Source organism: Sphingobacterium lumbrici (assembly GCF_006476045.1).
Classification (GTDB): domain Bacteria; phylum Bacteroidota; class Bacteroidia; order Sphingobacteriales; family Sphingobacteriaceae; genus Sphingobacterium; species Sphingobacterium lumbrici.
Genome location: NZ_SRZY01000011.1, coordinates 430,292 through 448,855 on the forward strand (window position 1 = coordinate 430,292; position 18,564 = coordinate 448,855).

The window sequence follows — 18,564 nt, forward strand, 5'->3', positions numbered from 1 at the left end:
TTTATGTCTTCATCAAAAGCATTTTCTATTTCCGAAGATTGGGTAGTCGTAATTTTAGGTTTAGGAATTATTTTTTTAGCGTTATTTGGCGTTATTATACCCAAGCCAAGTTTTAGTTGGACGAACATAGCAGAGTTAACCGGGAATGTCCTTTCGGTCAAAAACCTATCGGCTATTGCACTCCAATTTTTAGTCGTATTTGTCACGGCAATTATAGGTGCGACACTTTTAGGAAAAAGTGTTAGAACACTCTTGTTCGTATTGCCTGCAGTCTATATATTGACTCTCCTGGCGCTTATTTTGGCCGGAAATGCTATCGTAAAAGAGTATAACCTGGAAGCTGTTATCTTCAGTCTGGGTATCGGTTTATTGATTAGCAATTTTTTCAATTTGCCACAATGGTTTAGAGATGCATTAAGTACGGAACTTTACGTCAAAATTGGTCTTGTATTATTAGGGACGACCGTTATTTTTGGAGATATCCTGAAAGCGGGTTCTTTAGGGCTTATTCAAGCACTGGTTGTGGTAATCTCGGTATGGTACTTTGCCTTTTGGGTCTGTAAAAAATTGAAAATAGATAAGGAGATGTCGTTGATGCTTTCCAGTGCCGTGTCTATCTGTGGTGTGTCAGCAGCTATTGCTACCTCTGGCGCGATAAAAGGAGATAGTAAAAAACTTTCTTATGTCATTTCCCTGGTGCTCATTACGGCGATTCCGATGATGATCTTCATGCCTTATATGGCGGAATGGATGGGGCTGTCTCAAGAAGTTACCGGCGCATGGCTAGGCGGTTCTATTGATACGACAGGTGCTGTTGTCGCCTCCGGATCGTTAGTTGGAGAAGAAGCGTTGAAAATCAGTACAATTGTAAAGTTCTCACAAAACGTGCTGTTGGGAATAGCCGCATTTGCAATCAGTATTTATTGGACTTATGCCAAATCGGTGGATGACGAAACGAAACAGGAGAAACCTACGCTGAAGATTATTTGGGATCGATTCCCTAAGTTTGTCATCGGTTTCGTATTTGCCTCCCTCTTGTTTTCATTTGCGGTTTCAGCTGAAACGAATGCTATAGTGAAAGATAGTTTGAAAAGTCTTCAGGGACTTTGGTTTGCACTTGCATTTACCTCCATCGGATTGGAAACGAACTTCAAAGATTTATTCGGTCAAGAAAACAAAAAACCGTTATACGCATTCTTAATTGCCCAGACGTTTAATGTTATTGTGACATTGATTATCGCGTTGCTTCTGTTTAAATAAGGAGAACGTTAAGGCGTTATTCATGATTTAAATACAAGTCCTTGGAAGATAGGATATATTGGCACTGGTGTCCGGTGGTCAAATTTTAGTTTAGGATGTCAATTTTGGATTTAAGCCGTTTGACACAGTAATACTTTTTTATACTTTTCGTATGGAATTTCGTATCTTGAGGCATCACATAGTTGACGTATAATATTCATGGACCAGAAAGAGCTGCTTACATATTACAAACAGACAGGGGATTTAAATGCCCTCGGTAAATTGTATTCGCCTTATATGGCCTTGTTATATGGTGTATGTTACAAATATCTACAGGATGAAGATCGAAGTCAGGATGCAGTCATGCAGATCTTTGAAGAACTGATTGTTAAGTTGCGTAGACATGAAGTTGAAAATTTTAAGAGTTGGCTTTACGTATATGCACGGAATTACTGCCTTATGCGGCTGCGAAAAGAAAAAAAGATAACGAATGTTGATATTGAAGATAACCTGTATGAGAGTGAACAGCAGCTCAACCAATCCGATGAAAAGGATTGGACAGAAGGTGATTTTGAGAGATTAGAAAGTTGTCTACGGACCTTAAATAACGAACAGGAAGCCTGTGTGCGTTTGTTTTATTTGGAACAGAAATGCTATAAAGATATTGCAGATATAACGGGGTTTGATCTGAATAAAGTAAAAAGCTTTATTCAGAACGGCAAGCGTAACCTTAAAATCTGTATGGAGAAGAAAAAGTAATGGAAAATAATTATCAGCTATCAAGAATTCATAATTACGTCATGGGACTCATGAGTAAGGAAGAAATGTATGCTATTGAACGGGAGGCGTTACAGGATCCTTTTTTACAGGATGCCATTGATGGATACAAGATGCAGCAAGGGGTTGATGCAAAGCAGCTCAGTATCATGCAACAGCGCCTCGCCCAACGAGTAGAAACACAGGCAAGGGATAAAAATAGACGTTTTTATGGTTGGCAGCGCCTTACCGTTGCTTTGGCCGCTGCGGTACTTTTTGTGGTAGCCTGCTCCTTGGTGTTTTTCAACTTTATTACTTCTAAGCCGGGAAAAAAGACGGAAGTGATTTTAATGGAGCAACAGCTACGTGTAGATTCGCGTACATTGGCGATGAATGATGCTATTCCGGAAGTGGGTTGGTCACAATTTAATGAAGAATTGAATTCTGAAGTCAGGGATATTTTGTCTGCAGAACATGTTGTTGTAAGGTTTGAAGTAAAAAATGGCTTAGCTAATACGATTACTGTTACCGGTACTTCGTCCTCAGAGGTTGGAGGTGTGCTCATCGAATTTGTACGGGATAAAATCAAATGGAAGGGAAGATACGGAGTTATAGATATTAAAATTGACTCAAAAGAATAAGGAGCTAAAAAAGCTCCTTATTCTTTTGAGTCAATTTCTTTTTACTCCTCCCAGCGAATTTTTTCGGCTATAGGCGTACGTACGGCTTCCCGCTCCTCACTCTGGTGATGACCTAAATAAAAGAGCCCGATACATTTTTGATTGGGTGCTAATTGCAAGAACTCAGCTATATGATTGATAAGGCCTGGTGACGCCCAATAGCCACCTAATCCGATGGAATGTGCGGCGAGCCACATGTTTTCAATAGCACAAGCAGTCGCTGCCAATTCTTCCCATTCCGGCAGTTCGCCCGTGTAATTCACAATGATCGCGATGGCGGCATTAGAAAGTGTTGCTTTTTTTGCCATATTGATCTCTGTCGCCTCCGTGTATTTTTCAGCAGGTGTGACGTGCTTATAGATACGGCCGAGTTCGGCACCTAAACGGTTTAATCCGTCTTTGCGAAATACGACAAATCGCCATGGTTGGGTACGTTTATGTGTTGGAGCCGAATTTGCAGCTTCCAATATCGTTTCCAGATCTTCCTTGCTCACTTCCTGATCTGTAAAATTCACTTGGAATACAGATCTTCTGAGGTGTATGGCTTTTAATACGTCGTTTTTATAACTCATTTCTTTTTATCGTTGAATTAGGTAAGCTATTAATTTGTTTTTTCTTCCCATAAGGAAACGATGTGCAATATGGTTAATACAGCTTTTTCCATATCTTGACGGCTTACCCATTCTTGCTTACCGTGAAAAGCATGTCCTCCGGCAAATACATTAGGGCAGGGAAGCCCCATAAAGGATAACCTTGATCCGTCTGTACCTCCTCTTATACTTCTACGCTCTGCTGTCATAGCTGCTCGTTGTATGGCTTCCAGTCCAATTTCCATGATCTGTGGATATTGATCGAGCACCTCTTTCATGTTGCGGTACTGCTCATACACTTCAAAAGTATAGGTGCACTTGGGATATTTATTTAAAATATTTTTAACATGGTTCTCCAATTCCGTTTCATATCGATTCAGATTGGATGTGACATGATCCCGGACGATAAATTCAATAGTAGCCTTTTCTACGGATCCTGAAATATGTGTAGGGTGTACGAATCCCTCTTTTCCAGAAGTACTTTCTGGAGAGAGACGATCTTCCGGAAGTGTACTGACGATCTTGGATGCGATTTTGATTGCACTCTGCATTTTGTTTTTAGCAAATCCCGGATGTACGGATACGCCATGTATGGTGATTTTAACGCCATCGGCCGAAAAGGTTTCATCTTCTATCGTTCCGGCCTTTTCGCCATCCATAGTGTACCCGAATTGTGCACCTAGTTTTTCGATATCTACAAAATTTACACCCCGACCGATTTCTTCATCTGGCGTAAAAAGAATTTTAATATCTCCATGTTTGATTTCGGGATGGTTTAAAAGTAGACGCGCAGCATCCATTATTTCGGCAACACCGGCTTTATCATCTGCCCCCAATAAAGTCTTACCACTTGCAGTGATAATATCATTCCCGATCTGATTGGCTAGGTCGCGGTGTTCGTCGTATCGAATAACAATAGTGTGGTCGTCGGGTAGTACGAGGTCTTGACCTTGATAATTGTGGTGTACAATAGGTTTTACATTTTCGCCGGAAGAATCAGGCGATGTATCGACATGTGAACAGAAACAGATAACGGGTACATTTTTGGGGGTATTGGAGGGAATGGTAGCATATACGTAACCATATTCGTCCAGATGAGCATCAGCTACACCCATTTCTAATAATTCCTGTACCAGTAACTTACTTAAATTCTTTTGTTTTTCCGTGGATGGGAATGTTTCGGAACTTGCGTCAGACTGTGTATCTATTTGTACGTAGCGTAGAAAACGTTCGGCTACGGAAAAATCTTTTATGCTATTGATTGTACTCATTTTTTATATTAATAAATTATTCTTTAAAAAGGTGATAAAGCTATTAGATTTTTCATCCCCTGTGTGGACTGATAAACCATAATGGGTTTGTTTAAAGAGTCCAAAGTTACTAAGAATACACGAATACACAAATTTGCAAATCCACGAACGGGTAGAGTTTTTGTTGTACACAGAGATTTATTGTTATGTGTGATACGGCAGAACAAGGGTGTTATTTGATTAAAGAAATCCTTCGTCATCAATTTCTTACTTTAAATAAACAATAAAAAGATTAATTTTGCAGTCATGATGATTGAAGTAATGAAATCAAAGATTCATCGTGCTCGTGTGACACAGGCCGAATTGAATTATGTGGGAAGTATCACTATTGATGAAGATTTGATGGATGCGGCAGATATTATTGCCAACGAGAAAGTACAGATCGTAAATAATAACAACGGAGCACGGTTAGAAACCTATGTAATACCAGGCGAACGAGGTACAGGCACCATCTGTCTGAATGGTGCAGCAGCTCGACTGGTGCAAGTAGGAGACATAATAATTATTGTATCCTATGCCACAATGGATCGGGATGAAGCAAGAAAACACAAACCTGCACTGCTATTTCCGGACGACCATAACAGGTTATTATAATAATGATTAACTTTACCATAGAATAAGTACAAATTCGATTATATTTCCGAATATGCTAGGCATACTATCCACATACCGCAGATTATTTGCATCCCTCTTAGCCGGGTGGATGTGTGTAATTGTGATCAGTGGTGTTGTATTCATGCACAAAGAGATAACCTCTAGTGGTGAAATTGTCACGCATATTCACCCTTATGATTTTACAGATCAGTCACACAAGAACCACCACAAGTCAGATGGTGAAATTCAATATCTAAACATTGTCTTTCAAGGAAGTTTTATCTCTTCCGATTTTATTATCTTTGAGCTTCCTTTTTTTCAAGAATTTCAATTTGAAAATTATACATACTATTCTTACCGGGAATACACTTCCGTTTTCAACTCTTATTACCTAAGAGGCCCTCCCCGCCATCAGGTTTAAGATTCCACGTAAGGAATTTAGACGAAATGGAATGTTCGAAACCTTTATGGCTGTCCATCTGCGAAGCATAGATTTTATTTTCAAAGGGCTCTTTTTAACCTTTGAAAATACATATATGCAGATAAATGAAGAGACATACGCCCAGATATGACGACCGCCATTTTGTAATAAATGTAAAGCACATTTCTTTGTAGCTCTTAACGCTTGCGGATGTTGAGTCCAAAGAATAAGGCGAATACATCGTATCCTCTTTATTACTTATTTATAACAACACAACATATCCGTTGAGCATTCTGGTTTCAGTAAGAGAATTTAGCCAACATGCTTAAAATCAGAAAATTATTTTGTTGTCAAAACAATTTAAGCCGACAGCATAAGTACAAATTATAACGGATTTATTAATAACAAAAGAATAATGACAAGACTCAAATCACTTTTTACACTAATTATTATATTTATCGGGTTTATAACGTATGCTCAAACAGGTACAATCTCCGGTAAAATTACAGATCCGGAAGGCATACCGCTTAAAGCTACATCAGTCAGTATCCCAAAACTTAAAATCGGCGTGTCATCTGATGATGCGGGCAATTACAAATTGGAAAATGTACCTTCTGGGACATGGGCAATTGAATTGAACCACATTGGTTTCGGTTTTCACAAAGAATCCATCACGATCAACGGTGCGCCGCTTTCAAAAGATTTTACGCTTAACGAAAAATCAGGCGAACTACAAGAAGTGGTTGTTTCAGGAACAATGAGAGAAGTGTCCAAGCTGGAGAGCCCGGTTCCGGTTGAGGTTTATACTTCTAAATTCTTTAAGGCAAACCCGACACCATCCCTATTTGATGCTTTGCAGAACATCAACGGAGTTCGGCCGCAATTAAACTGTAATGTGTGTAACACAGGAGATATTCATATTAATGGGCTAGAAGGTCCGTACACAATGATCCTAATCGATGGAATGCCCATCGTGAGTGGACTAGCGAGCGTATATGGGTTAAGTGGAATACCGCAGGCTCTTATCGATCGTGTAGAGATTGTAAAAGGTCCTGCTTCAACTTTATACGGAAGCGAAGCTGTTGGTGGACTAATCAATGTGATTACCAAAAAGCCAGGTAACGCACCTGTTATTTCAGCCGATGTTTTTGGTACTACTTGGGCAGAAGTTAATGCCGATTTTGCGGCAAAATTCAATGTTGGCAAAAAGGCTGAGTCATTACTTGGAGCAAATTACTTCAATTACAACAATCCAATTGACAATAATAACGACAATTTCACTGATGTAACGCTCCAGAACCGTATATCTATTTTTAACAAATGGAATTTTGAGCGAAAGGACAATAGGGTATTTACATTAGCAGGAAGATATGTGTATGAAGATCGCTGGGGCGGAGAAATGAACTGGGCAAAGAAATACAGGGGAGGAGATGAAGTTTATGGAGAAAGCGTCTACACCAGCCGTTGGGAGGTTATGGGTAACTACCAGCTTCCTGTTAAAGAAAAGATATTTTTCCAGTTCAGTGCCAATAGCCACGATCAAAATTCGGTCTACGGTAATATGTCTTACATTGCCAATCAAAAAATTGCTTTCGGTCAGTTAACTTGGTTTAAGGCGTTGGGAAGACACGATTTGTTGACTGGTTTGGCCTACAGATATACTTATTATGATGATAATACACCTGCTACTGCCGATACGAATGACAAAAATAAACCTACCAATACCAATCTTCCGGGCATTTTTGTACAGGATGAGATCACACTCAACGACAACCACAAATTCCTGCTTGGAATGAGATACGACTATAATTCACTTCACGGAAGTATTCTTACACCTCGTATCAATTATAAATGGAGTTCGGATGACAAAAATAATATATTGCGTTTAGGTTTCGGTAACGGTTACAGGGTTGCAAATGTGTTCACCGAGGATCATGCTGCATTGACAGGAGCAAGAGATGTGGTGTTTATCAACGACCTAAAGCCTGAAACTTCTTGGAACGGTAACCTGAATTTTGTTAAAAAGATCTACACAGGTAATACGCTTTTCGGAATAGACGCAACAGCCTTTTACACTTATTTTACCAACAAAATCATCGCTGATTATGATACTGATCCGACAAAGATTATCTACGATAATTTAGACGGTCATGCTATTTCACAGGGTATTTCGTTAAATCTTGATGTCGTCTTTCCCAATGGCTTGAAAATATTAGCCGGTGCTACTGCTATGGATGTTTACAGTAAAGAAGAAGGTGAGAAAACAAGACAGTTATTTACCGAGAAATTTACAGGAACATGGAATGTAGGATATACCTTTAAAAGTATCGGACTTACTATAGACTACACTGGAAACCTATACGGCCCTATGCGTTTGCCATTGTTGAGTGATACCGACCCACGCAAGGAATATTCACCCTGGTGGAGCATTCAAAACATTCAGTTAACAAAAGCAGTTGGAAAAAATATTGAAGTTTATGGGGGGGTAAAAAACCTTTTGAACTGGACTCCCAACAAGGGTAATCCTTTTATCATAGCCAGAGCGAATGACCCGTTTGACAAAAATGTACAATTTAATGCCGATGGTCAAGCAATGGTCACCTCGGACAACCCTTATGGATTAACCTTTGACCCCTCTTACGTTTTTGGGCCGAATCAGGGAATAAGAGGCTTTTTGGGACTCCGCTATAACTTGCATTAAGTTAAGTAATCTTGAATGAAGAAATTCGGGTTTTATTAGTATAATGGTTTTTATAACTGCATTGCTACTTGATACTGAATTTAATTCGTTTCATCATAAACAATAGTACTTAAGTACTACAGATTTGTTAAAAAATTTATAATTTTGACGAATTATATGTAGCATTACGATTACAAGATCGTTTATATGCTATATTAACGACATAACATTATATGAAAAATCTATTTAAAGCACTATTTACATTTGCGATTGTTGCAACGACTTTCACGTCTTGTATGAAAAAGGATAATACGGATTATGACGCTATTAACCTGGAAGAAGATAAAAGAGTCGATGCGTTACTAACTGAACAAAAGATCCTAATTGAAGCATATGTGAATTCAGGATTTGAGAATTCAGGATTTGAGAATCCAGTTGAGGATACAGTATTACACCGTCTATCTTTTCTTGGTAAAACGGTTAAAAGAGGTATTTGGTATGAAGAACGTTCAGTGCCTACAGATAATAGTTACGAGTATAGACTAAATGATAATGGAACCACAGTAATATGGCCCAAAGTAAAAATAAAATATACAGCCACTTTGTTGGATGGAACTCCGGTGCAATCCGATGAAGCCGGCAGTGACTATACATTCAGCAATCCTAATCTTAATGTGATGAACAATGTCTGGGTGTACGCATTCTTTCCCTATTCTATCCGTTTTAACGGTAACGACGAAATAATAGGTGGTTTGACAAAAGATGGTTTGAAAAAAGGAAGTATATTCCGTATGGTTACACCATCATACTGGGCTTTTGATACACGAACCAATATCAAAGATATCCCGGCAGATTCTCCACTAATTTATGAATTTGAAGTCTTAGCAATCGAATAAAAGAGCCAAAATATACAACAGAAAGCGTCAGCAGTATTTGTTGACGCTTTTTTAGCTTATACCCTTCCTTTCAGTGTCCATTTAGCATTATCTACCTGTTAACAATTTATTAAGATGTGGATGTAGCAAACTGATGAGTCGGACGTTTATTTATTATGTAATATTACACGAATGAAGAATTTATTTAAAATACTATTTGCATTTGCTATTGCGGCAACAACTTTTACATCCTGTATAAAAGACAATGACTTTGACATGGATAAATTAAAGGAGGAGCAACGAATTAAGGACTCCGTCGAAAAAGCTAGAGTTGACAATATAATAGAAACTCAAGCACCGATACTTGCAGCGTATGTAGCTGAAAATTTTCCAGAAGCAACGTTAATAGATTCGTTGGGTATTTGGTATAATATATCGGAATGGGGCGAAGAAAATTCTTATACTTATTCTTTTGGTAGTAATGGCTATTTAGCCGCGCCTACCGTAACGGTAAAATATACAGGAAAGCTTTTAAATGGAACGGTATTTGATGAGACCGAAGATGATAAGACCGCGACATTTAGTTTAGCACAAGTTATTCCGGTGTGGAAAATTGCCTTTTTTCCGAAATCCATTAAATTAAATGGTATCGAATATAATATTGGTGGGTTAACACCTTTTGGCCTACAAAAAGGAGCCAGGATTAGATTTGTTTCATCTTCACCTTGGGCCTATGATAACGTTGAAAAAAAGGATCAGCAAGGTCAAGTAACTATCCCAGAGAACTCCCCATTAGACTTTACAATTGAAGTTATTGATATTAAATAAGTGATTCTATCTATAGGAAGTAGAAAAGCGTGGGCAGATAGATATCTGCCCACGCTTTTCTACTTCCCTCTAAATTTCGATCCTTCCAGAATATCTTGTGCATTATCCTTTGCAAGCAGTTGCTTCAAGTCCAACCCAGGGTTTCTTTCCATAAATTTTCGTACAATCATCCAACCGATATAAGACCCGAGCTTAGGTGCAGATTCACTATTCTCTCCTAACTCACGGGTAAAAGGTGCCTCACTAAAATACTTCTGCACACCCATATAATCGGTACTGTATAAAAGGTTTTCTTGAATAAACCAAGCCCATACGTCTTCTTGATAGCGCTGAATCCATTCCATTTGACGCGAGGTATAACCTATCTTGAGACTATCAGCGACCCCTTCTAGGATGACATCCATTGCATACAACACTTTGCCATTGTATATCATGTGCTGCAGCATATTGACATCTCCGTCATGCTGTGGAAATAGCTCTTGTCGAAGTACTGTTTCGATCACACGAGGAGTTATATTTTCGGGTGTGAATCGACGGGAGATATAGCGGGGTATCGATTGGATCAGTGCCGGATAAAATTCAGAGTCAGCCCCCAAAAACATGTCCAATCCAATACCAAGATAATCTTCGCCGGAAATGGTCTGAAATGAAAAACCACTGATGAAAGCAATAAAGCGAGGCAGTACATATTCCGGATAATAATACTTAATATATTTGAAAGCCTGTGACAATTCTTTTTCTTGTCTTTCGAGGTTCGTGAATGTGGTTGCAACTGCGGTTGAAAGATCTGCAAAATCCTTTTTAATCAATACCTTTTTCAATATGGATTCCAACTGCAAACTATCTTTTGGATGGCCGACTTCTAGCATTTCGGTCATAAAGTCGATGTAAAATAGACCATATTGTCGCTGCCAATAACTATTCTTCTGAAGAATAGTGGAGGTATCTAAAGCCGAAAGTTCCTGATCAAAACGCGCGATCTTGATTTGAAGATCCATGTCCGAGACATCGGGTCTAACTATTGTATCGGATTGATAGCATGAACTCATGCTAAGTATTAAAAAAAAGAAATAAATTTGTACTATATTAAGTTTCATCTATATGTTTCCGTTATGCAAACAAACTTAGTTAAACTTGAATTTGTTTACAAATTACTGGAACAGCATATAAATACTTTAATTCTATCAAACGCATATTTATGAAAATAGCCTTAGCACAACTAAATTATCATATTGGGAATTTTGAAAAAAACAATGGAAAAATAATCGACGCAATACAAGAAGCAAAATCCCAAGGTGCTGATTTAATCGTCTTTGCCGAATTGGCTATTGGCGGATATCCGGCCAAGGATCTTTTACGAAATGTCGTTTTTATAGAAGAATGCAAACGTAGTATAAACCTTATCGCGACGCATTGTCAGGATATTGACTGTGTGATCGGCGCGCCTTTGACAAACACAACCGGAGAGGGAAAAAAATTATTCAACGCTGCGGTATATATCAGCAAAGGGCAAGTCGTAAATTTTTATAAAAAATCCCTGTTGCCAAATTACGATGTGTTTGATGAATATCGTCATTTTCAACCCAACGACAACTTGCAGTGTATTCAAATGGGTGATTTAAAGGTTGCATTAACAGTTTGTGAAGATCTATGGGACGATGACGGAGACAATTCTTATGTAGGAGATCTGATGAGCGAACTTGCTCTGGAAGCCCCTGATTTAATTGTCAATATTGCGGCTTCGCCTTTTTCTTATACCCATTTTAAAAATAGGGTAAATGTATTACAACGTAATGTACTCAAAGCACATGCGCCGCTGATCTACGTCAATCAAATCGGAGCACATGCCGATATCATTTTTGATGGGCGTTCGGTTGCACTGAATCAACATGGAGAGATCATCGTGGAATTAAAGAAATTCGGAGAAGACGTTCGATATGTCACTTTTGATAAGGGAAAGCTGCAAGCAACAGAAAGATACGAAGAAAAACCGGAAGCTACTGAAATTTCACTAATTCACGATGCCCTTATACTTGGCTTGCGAGATTATTTTTCTAAATCCGGTTTCCAGAAAGCCGTATTAGGCTTATCGGGCGGAATAGATTCGGCCGTAGTAGCGGCCTTAGCCATCGAAGCATTAGGAGCCAAAAATGTGTTGGCCGTACTCATGCCATCTATTTACTCTTCCGATCATTCCCTCAAAGATGCGCTTGATTTGGTGCGAAATACGGGTTGCGAGCAACTTATCCTCCCCATAAAAGATATTGCATCGGCATTTGAAAACACTTTAAGTGGAGCTTTTACAGGCTTGCAACTCAATATTACGGAAGAAAATATACAGGCACGTACACGTGGAACACTGCTAATGGCGCTATCCAATAAATTTGGGCATATTCTGTTAAATACCTCTAACAAGAGCGAATCAGCAGTAGGCTACGGCACCTTATATGGTGATATGGCGGGATCACTGGCTGTAATTGGTGATCTGTATAAGACACAAATTTATGAACTTGCTGAATATATAAATTGTAATCGCGAAATTATCCCCTTGAATACGATCGTAAAACCTCCTTCGGCAGAACTGCGGCCAGGGCAAAAAGATTCGGACTCTCTTCCGCCTTACGATCTACTAGATGCGATCTTATTTCAACTAGTTGAATTAGAAAAATCCGGTAGTGAAGTTGTTAAATTAGGCTTTGAAGAAGTATTGGTGCAGCAAGTTGTTAATATGTTAGGTAATGCTGAATTTAAACGATTTCAATCACCGCCAATACTCCGGGTAAGTCCTAAAGCTTTTGGTGTGGGAAGATCTATGCCATTGGTTGCAAAATATCCGTTTTAACATTAAACCTTTATACACAACAGAGGTCTAATGCTAAAGAAAATAAGTGTTTTAGCGCATTGTACATTGTGCTTCATCATGTTTTTAGATGTCATATTGAGGTCTGTCGAACCAAGTGTATCGAGTTCATGGGTGTCTTTAAGAAAAAACGCAAATGAATAAGTATCTAAAGGTTCGTTAACGTATAATTTCGGTCGTTCCTGATCTAAGGATGACAAAATGAAGGATATAATGTACAATGGGGTGTTTTAGTATATTATTTATATTTATAATATGAAAAAGTTATTATTTTTTGTTTCGTGCTTGGCTTTGATCATCGTGAGTTCGTGTTCATCCCAAAAGTACCACACCACTCGCGTACAAAATCTAGATTTCAGCCAATATAAAACTTACGGATGGTTGCCTCCGGTAGATTCGCTATCCAAAGATTATTTTAATAATGATATTGCGAAAGGAAATATTCTTACAACAGCAAATAAGGAATTAGAAGCTAGAGGATTAACATATTCCAAAGAAAATCCGGATATATTGTTTCGATATATTGTCATTGTGAATAATAGAAGTCGCTTAGTTTACGGTAATTCCTATTGGGGTAGCCCATGGGGATGGGGCGGACCGTGGGGCTATAGACCGTGGGGATTCTATGGTGGTTGGGGAATGGTTATGGGATTTTCTCATCCTGTCGCTAAAGAGAAGGTACGCTATGGACATATCATATTAGAAGCCGTAGATCGTAAAAGTAATAGTGTAATCTGGCAAGCACGGGGTACAGGAGAAGTAGATATACCTGAAAAAGCAATTAATAATTTGCCTAAAATTGTGTCAGGTATTATGAAAGAGTACCCGCTAAAATCTGTTAAGTAAATTAATTAAATCCTTCGTTTTAAATAGACAGCAATCCAAAGGACATTTTTTTCGATGAAGCGAGGCTATTCGTTTAGCAGCATATTATCTATCAACCGTACGTCTTCAACCCAGGCTACAACCAAAGCTACATATTCTTTATCTGAATGAAGCTCTTTAGTCTGTTGCAATGTTCTTGTTTCACAGATGGCGAAATATTCTAGCGTTACATCTTCTTCAGCTTGGATGATATCTTTTCCGAGCCGGGTTAATTCATCGATGGTTTTGGATTTAAAATTTGCCTTTGCACACTGGAGTGATTTAGAAAGAACTAATGCCTTTTCTTTCCCTTCAGCGGAGAGTCGCATATTACGAGAACTAAGCGCCAAGCCATGTTTATCGCGTATAATGGGACAAATGATGAGTTTTATGAGCAGTTGTTTTATATCGATCATTTTCTGCACGACCATGACCTGTTGAAAATCTTTTTGACCAAAGCATGCGAAATCGGGCTTTACCAAGTTAAATAGCTTATATACGATCTGTGTTACACCCTGAAAGTGTCCGGGGCGGTGTTCGCCTTCCCAAATCGTTTCCAGATTTCCCAAGTCTAGGTGCCAATTTTCATCGGGATCGGGATACATTTCTTCGACCGAGGGCAAAAATAACACATCACAGGAAGTCGATTCCAATAAAGCGATGTCATTTCCCAGTGGTCTGGGGTATTTCTCCAGATCTTTTGGGTCATTAAATTGGGTTGGATTGACAAAAATACTACATACGGTAATATCACCTGATTGCCCGGCCTGTCGGATAAGAGACAGATGCCCTTCGTGTAATGCGCCCATAGTAGGGACTAAAGTAATGGTTTTACGATCTTCACGGATATGTTGAAGATAATGTTGAAGACTGCTTTTTGTGTTGAAAATTTGCACGTATTTCTAATTCTAAAAATGGAAGTAAAGTTGCATAATAATTTTGTAATTATAAAACCATGGTTTTTAATAAATTGTAAAATCCAGATAATTTACGTACCTTTGTGCTACTGATTTTTATATTCTATTAATAAAAAAAGCAATTGGAGATGGCAAAAACGAAAATATTGTTTATTACCCACGAGATGTCGCCTTTCCTTGAAATAAGTAAAATTTCTGAAATTACACGTCAGTTACCTCAAGCCATGCAGGAAAAGGGATTTGAAATCCGTATTTTAATGCCTCGCTTTGGTAATATTAATGAGCGCAGAAATCGTCTTCACGAGGTGATAAGGTTGTCGGGAATGAATATTGTGGTAGACAATAATGATAATCCATTGATTATTAAGGTAGCTTCATTACCAGCTGCACGTATGCAGGTTTATTTTCTGGATAATGAAGAGTATTTCCAGCGTAAAAAGGTTTTCCGCGATGAAAGCGGTAAATTTTTTGATGATAATAACGAGCGTTCGTTATTTTTTGGAAAAGGTGTGTTGGAGACAGTGAAGAAGCTGGGGTGGTCTCCTGATGTAGTACACTGTCATGGTTGGTTTTCAGCTATGGTGCCCTTATACTTGAAAAAGGTGTACCACGAAGACCCGACATTTAAAGATGCGAAAGTGTTTTATTCTCTATACAAGGAGGACTTTGGTGCAGATACATTGAGTGCAAAATATAGCGAAATGCCTACACAGGAAGATGTACATGCAGAAGATACTGCAGTCTACGGTTCGGGTAGCTATGTCGATTTGTATAAAGGTGCTTTGACTTATACTGATGTAGCTGTCATCAATGATAGTGATATCAATACCGATGTTCTTCAATTTATTGAAGAACAAAAAATTAGAGTGTTTACGCCAAATGGAGATGATGATTATGAATCATTTTCTACATTGTATGAAGAGTTTGCCCCTGAAGAGGTAGAAGCTTAATAATTAAAGGTTGATTAAAAGAAAGGAGCCGACTCTCAGCTATGAGAGTCGGCTCCTTTCTTTATAACATAATTACACGATCTATTTTAGCAACCGCTTTATAATAGGCGATTACTTGATCGGCTGTGTTGACGAAAGTTTCAATGGTAAATGAGTTGTATTTTCCGGTTTTGGAATCTTTGGTAGAAATTTTCGTGCTGGGGTGATCAAAAAGTTTTTCTATTTGTTGCTTTGTTTCGATTGACGCTGGTGCTATAAATTTGAAAACATATAGGGAAGGGAATGTTTCTACATCGATCAATTTTTGTCTAAAATTTTCGTAGAAGTCCGTGCCCTCATTATCTCCGGGCATGTCTTGTATTTTTATGTTATTTAAATCAGCCATTTTATGTGTCTCCTTTTATAATTGTTAGCAATAAATGTACCTTTTTAATGTTAGTAGAAAAAGGCGACATTTCGTCGCTGCTTTTCTGTTTAATTCTCCATTGATGTAGGCCAGCTTGCTTTGTTTCTTCCTAACTTTTTATTCGGCTTGTTAGACATCTCAAAAACCAATTCACCTCCCTTGAGCATTTCATCGTGTGTAATGAAAATTTTGTGGTAAGGCCTGCCATTGAGCGTAATGGATTTAATGTAGCTATTTTTGGACGAATTGTTGTTTGCTACTATGGTGAATAGTTTGTTATTCGGCATGGTAATCGTAGCTTTATCTAGTGATGGACTGCCGAATACATATTCGCCGCCTACCGGAGAAGCGGGATATAGGCCCATCATTGACCATACTGCCCAAGCGCTCATTTGTCCGGCATCTTCGTTACCAGCATAGCCATCTGGACGATCGTGATACATAGAATCCACGATTTGCCGGATTTTTTCCTGTGTTTTCCATGCTTCCCCAATGTAGCTATACATATAGGCAATATGATGGCTGGGTTCGTTTCCATGGGCATACTGGCCAATGAATCCGCTGGCGTCGGGTGATTGGTTTTCGCCGGTCATATAGGAAGGTGCGGAAAACAGTGCATCAAGCATATTATTCAATCCGTTCTTCTTTGGAAATAATTTAGCCAACCCTCTAATGTCGTGTGGTACAAAAAATGAATGTTGCCAGGCATTTCCCTCAATATATTGACTCTTGTCAAAGTCGTGCTCAGAATAAAATGGATCAAATGGTTCGACAAATTTGCCGTTTTTGAACTTGGCCCGCATAAATCCGGATTGTGGATCAAAGTGATGCGTATAACTTTTTGCCCGTTTGGTAAAAAGTTGGTAATCTTCGTGTTTTCCAAGCTTTTGGGCTACTAATGAAATGCAATAATCGTCGAAGGCATATTCCAATGTTTTGGTTACACTGCCGCCGTTGACATCCTGGGGTACATAACCATATTCAATATAAGCCGGAACCTCACGTATTTGTTGAAAAGCGCTTGCACGCATGGCTTGGTAGGCACGTTCCGCATCTACTCCCGGCCAGTTTTTAAGAATGGCATCTGCTAAAACGGGGATAGCGTGATAGCCGGTCATGGTATTGGTTTCGAATGTGCTTAAATCCCATACCGGCAATAGTCCGTTCTCATCGTAGAAGGAAAGCATGCTATTTAATATGTCGCTATATTTTTCGGGTTGTGTAATGGTAAATAGTGGTTTCAATGCGCGAAAGGTGTCCCAAAGTGAAAATAAAGTATAGCGTTGGGCCCCATTTGGCATGCGAAGTACGTCACCTTTGTAATTTTTGTATTCGCCATCTTCGTCTGAATATAGTGTTGGGGATATCGCGGTATGGTACAATGCAGAGTAAAATACACGTTTTAGATTTTCATCCTTGGTTTCTACTTTTATTTTTGCTAATTCTTTTTCCCATTTAGCGTTGGCGTCATATTGCACCTGATCAAAATTCCAATGCGGTATTTCCTGAAGTGCGGCAAGTGCCTTGCTTGTATTTGTTGTTGACAAAGCAACCTTAATTTTTATATTGGATAACGCATTAAATATTAGTTGAGCATTTACGGATTTCGGTCCACCTTTTGAACTGTTGTTTGTCATTTCAATAACGGGATCGAATGGAGGTGTTTTAGTGCCGTTGAGGAGGTAATCAGCTATGGGTTGTGAGGTTCGTAGCGCAAAGTAAATATGTTGTCTGTTCGCCCAACCATACGAATATCGGTGACCTATAATGGTACTATCGTTGATGATTTCTAGACGTGTCGATATCGGAGCATCCCAATTGTAGGAATGTCCTAGATCAATCCTTATTGTAGGCGAGTTCGTGTTGGACGGGAATATGTACTCATGGAATCCTACGCGTTCGGTGCTTGTTAACTTTGTTTGAATACCGTTGTCGAATTTGACTTCATAATATCCAGGGCTTGCTTTTTCGTGCTTGTGAGAGAATTTTTGACGTGTATCTATTTTTTCTTGTGAAATAGGAGCTAACATTGGCATTACGGCAATGTCTAGCCAATCGCCAATACCTGTTCCGCTCAAGTGCATGTGACTGAATCCGGCAATCGAATCGGAAGATATATGATAACCGCTGACCCAGTCCCAGCCATTTTTGCCATTATCCGGTGATAGCTGTACCAAGGAAAACGGAGCTGTAGCTCCAGGATATGTATGGCCGTGGCCACCTGTACCTATAAACGGATCTACATACTGGGTGTATGGTACTTGTGCGATGGCGGTGTAGCTGATCAGGCCGCATATAAACAAAGTAAGAGATATTTTTTTTAATCTAATCATCTGAAAAATAGTGTCGTAATCCGTTGTGCATTATGATATCATAATGTGTTTTGAATGTCATCGTAAGGCTTGCTAAGCCGAGCGTAGCAAGTTCATGAGTGCCTTTAAGAATGAACGCTAACGAATAAGTGTCTAAAGTCTTGTTAAATTAGCTTTTAGATCGTTATTCACATGTATTTACATTTAACTGTGGCATGATTGCTTCGCAATTCCTAGCGCCAGGATGACAAAATAAAAAGTAATGCACAACGGATTATTGTA

General features: G+C 38.9%; 17 protein-coding genes. 11 read left to right on the forward strand and 6 right to left on the reverse strand.

Features of this window, described 5'->3' with window-relative positions:
- The first annotated feature begins 3 nt into the window (after positions 1-3).
- The 3 genes from E4F24_RS04045 to E4F24_RS04055 all read left to right on the forward strand — a co-directional run bounded on the left by E4F24_RS04045 (position 4) and on the right by E4F24_RS04055 (position 2,636).
- The gene (locus tag E4F24_RS04045; RefSeq protein WP_140937379.1) at positions 4-1,260 is read left to right on the forward strand and encodes a YeiH family protein; all 1,257 of its coding nucleotides are present in this window, start codon (positions 4-6) and stop codon (positions 1,258-1,260) included.
- 198 nt (positions 1,261-1,458) lie between these two features.
- Positions 1,459-1,998, forward strand: coding sequence for an RNA polymerase sigma factor (locus E4F24_RS04050; protein ID WP_140937380.1), 540 nt, complete (start codon positions 1,459-1,461; stop codon positions 1,996-1,998).
- Positions 1,998-2,636 carry a hypothetical protein gene (locus tag E4F24_RS04055; protein ID WP_140937381.1) on the forward strand — a complete coding sequence of 213 codons (639 nt, stop codon included), beginning with the start codon at positions 1,998-2,000 and terminating at the stop codon, positions 2,634-2,636. The genes E4F24_RS04050 and E4F24_RS04055 overlap by 1 nt, the downstream gene beginning before the upstream one ends.
- 41 nt (positions 2,637-2,677) lie before the next feature.
- Here E4F24_RS04055 and E4F24_RS04060 read toward each other — a convergent pair whose 3' ends face one another.
- Both E4F24_RS04060 and pepT read right to left on the reverse strand, forming a co-directional pair.
- Positions 2,678-3,247 carry a nitroreductase family protein gene (locus tag E4F24_RS04060; protein WP_140937382.1) on the reverse strand — a complete coding sequence of 190 codons (570 nt, stop codon included), beginning with the start codon at positions 3,245-3,247 and terminating at the stop codon, positions 2,678-2,680.
- A 29-nt stretch (positions 3,248-3,276) separates the two neighbouring features.
- Complete coding sequence (gene pepT / locus E4F24_RS04065) at positions 3,277-4,536, reverse strand: peptidase T (RefSeq protein WP_140937383.1); 1,260 nt, start codon at positions 4,534-4,536, stop codon at positions 3,277-3,279.
- A 285-nt stretch (positions 4,537-4,821) separates the two neighbouring features.
- Here pepT and panD point away from each other — a divergent pair, with 285 nt between their 5' ends.
- The 5 genes from panD (at position 4,822) to E4F24_RS04090 (ending at position 9,973) form a co-directional block, all read left to right on the forward strand.
- Positions 4,822-5,169, forward strand: coding sequence for an aspartate 1-decarboxylase (gene panD / locus E4F24_RS04070; RefSeq protein WP_140937384.1), 348 nt, complete (start codon positions 4,822-4,824; stop codon positions 5,167-5,169).
- Positions 5,170-5,221: 52 nt separating this feature from the next.
- Entirely contained in the window at positions 5,222-5,590 is a 369-nt protein-coding gene (locus E4F24_RS04075; RefSeq protein ID WP_140937385.1) for a hypothetical protein, read from the forward strand.
- Positions 5,591-6,005: 415 nt separating this feature from the next.
- Positions 6,006-8,291, forward strand: coding sequence for a TonB-dependent receptor (locus E4F24_RS04080; RefSeq protein WP_140937386.1), 2,286 nt, complete (start codon positions 6,006-6,008; stop codon positions 8,289-8,291).
- Between the two features lie 212 nt (positions 8,292-8,503).
- Entirely contained in the window at positions 8,504-9,166 is a 663-nt protein-coding gene (locus E4F24_RS04085; RefSeq protein ID WP_140937387.1) for an FKBP-type peptidyl-prolyl cis-trans isomerase, read from the forward strand.
- A 171-nt stretch (positions 9,167-9,337) separates the two neighbouring features.
- Positions 9,338-9,973 (forward strand): FKBP-type peptidyl-prolyl cis-trans isomerase, encoded by a 636-nt coding sequence (locus tag E4F24_RS04090; RefSeq protein ID WP_140937388.1) that lies wholly within the window; start codon positions 9,338-9,340, stop codon positions 9,971-9,973.
- Positions 9,974-10,032: 59 nt separating this feature from the next.
- On the opposite strand, the gene gldB is transcribed toward E4F24_RS04090, so the two are convergent.
- On the reverse strand, positions 10,033-11,070 hold the full coding sequence (gldB, locus tag E4F24_RS04095) for a gliding motility lipoprotein GldB (protein WP_140937389.1): 1,038 nt from the start codon (positions 11,068-11,070) through the stop codon (positions 10,033-10,035).
- Between the two features lie 101 nt (positions 11,071-11,171).
- On the opposite strand from gldB, the gene E4F24_RS04100 reads away from it, so the two are divergent.
- Positions 11,172-12,815: an NAD+ synthase gene (locus tag E4F24_RS04100; RefSeq protein WP_140937390.1), complete on the forward strand. Its 1,644-nt coding sequence runs from the start codon at positions 11,172-11,174 to the stop codon at positions 12,813-12,815.
- A gap of 273 nt (positions 12,816-13,088) precedes the next feature.
- Positions 13,089-13,679: a DUF4136 domain-containing protein gene (locus E4F24_RS04105; protein WP_140937392.1), complete on the forward strand. Its 591-nt coding sequence runs from the start codon at positions 13,089-13,091 to the stop codon at positions 13,677-13,679.
- Between the two features lie 65 nt (positions 13,680-13,744).
- On the opposite strand, the gene panC is transcribed toward E4F24_RS04105, so the two are convergent.
- Positions 13,745-14,593 (reverse strand): pantoate--beta-alanine ligase, encoded by an 849-nt coding sequence (panC, locus tag E4F24_RS04110; RefSeq protein ID WP_140937393.1) that lies wholly within the window; start codon positions 14,591-14,593, stop codon positions 13,745-13,747.
- Between the two features lie 149 nt (positions 14,594-14,742).
- Between panC and E4F24_RS04115 the strand changes: the two genes are divergently transcribed.
- On the forward strand, positions 14,743-15,564 hold the full coding sequence (locus E4F24_RS04115; protein WP_140937394.1) for a glycogen/starch synthase: 822 nt from the start codon (positions 14,743-14,745) through the stop codon (positions 15,562-15,564).
- Positions 15,565-15,625: 61 nt separating this feature from the next.
- Here E4F24_RS04115 and E4F24_RS04120 read toward each other — a convergent pair whose 3' ends face one another.
- On the reverse strand, positions 15,626-15,949 hold the full coding sequence (locus E4F24_RS04120) for a DUF493 domain-containing protein (RefSeq protein ID WP_140937395.1): 324 nt from the start codon (positions 15,947-15,949) through the stop codon (positions 15,626-15,628).
- A gap of 89 nt (positions 15,950-16,038) precedes the next feature.
- Positions 16,039-18,312, reverse strand: a complete 2,274-nt coding sequence (locus E4F24_RS04125) for a GH92 family glycosyl hydrolase (protein ID WP_317130737.1) — start codon at positions 18,310-18,312, stop codon at positions 16,039-16,041.
- Positions 18,313-18,564 lie beyond the last annotated feature (252 nt).

Bases quoted from the DNA above. Each gene is read 5' to 3' on its own strand.
- E4F24_RS04090 (WP_140937388.1), top strand. From the start codon at position 9,338: ATGAAGAATTTATTTAAAATACTATTTGCATTTGCTATTGCGGCAACA.
- E4F24_RS04050 (WP_140937380.1), top strand. From the start codon at position 1,459: ATGGACCAGAAAGAGCTGCTTACATATTACAAACAGACAGGGGATTTA.
- pepT (WP_140937383.1), bottom strand. From the start codon at position 4,536: ATGAGTACAATCAATAGCATAAAAGATTTTTCCGTAGCCGAACGTTTT.
- E4F24_RS04075 (WP_140937385.1), top strand. From the start codon at position 5,222: ATGCTAGGCATACTATCCACATACCGCAGATTATTTGCATCCCTCTTA.
- panD (WP_140937384.1), top strand. From the start codon at position 4,822: ATGATGATTGAAGTAATGAAATCAAAGATTCATCGTGCTCGTGTGACA.
- E4F24_RS04115 (WP_140937394.1), top strand. From the start codon at position 14,743: ATGGCAAAAACGAAAATATTGTTTATTACCCACGAGATGTCGCCTTTC.
- E4F24_RS04080 (WP_140937386.1), top strand. From the start codon at position 6,006: ATGACAAGACTCAAATCACTTTTTACACTAATTATTATATTTATCGGG.
- E4F24_RS04055 (WP_140937381.1), top strand. From the start codon at position 1,998: ATGGAAAATAATTATCAGCTATCAAGAATTCATAATTACGTCATGGGA.
- E4F24_RS04120 (WP_140937395.1), bottom strand. From the start codon at position 15,949: ATGGCTGATTTAAATAACATAAAAATACAAGACATGCCCGGAGATAAT.
- E4F24_RS04100 (WP_140937390.1), top strand. From the start codon at position 11,172: ATGAAAATAGCCTTAGCACAACTAAATTATCATATTGGGAATTTTGAA.
- E4F24_RS04060 (WP_140937382.1), bottom strand. From the start codon at position 3,247: ATGAGTTATAAAAACGACGTATTAAAAGCCATACACCTCAGAAGATCT.
- gldB (WP_140937389.1), bottom strand. From the start codon at position 11,070: ATGAAACTTAATATAGTACAAATTTATTTCTTTTTTTTAATACTTAGC.
- E4F24_RS04045 (WP_140937379.1), top strand. From the start codon at position 4: ATGTCTTCATCAAAAGCATTTTCTATTTCCGAAGATTGGGTAGTCGTA.
- E4F24_RS04105 (WP_140937392.1), top strand. From the start codon at position 13,089: ATGAAAAAGTTATTATTTTTTGTTTCGTGCTTGGCTTTGATCATCGTG.
- E4F24_RS04085 (WP_140937387.1), top strand. From the start codon at position 8,504: ATGAAAAATCTATTTAAAGCACTATTTACATTTGCGATTGTTGCAACG.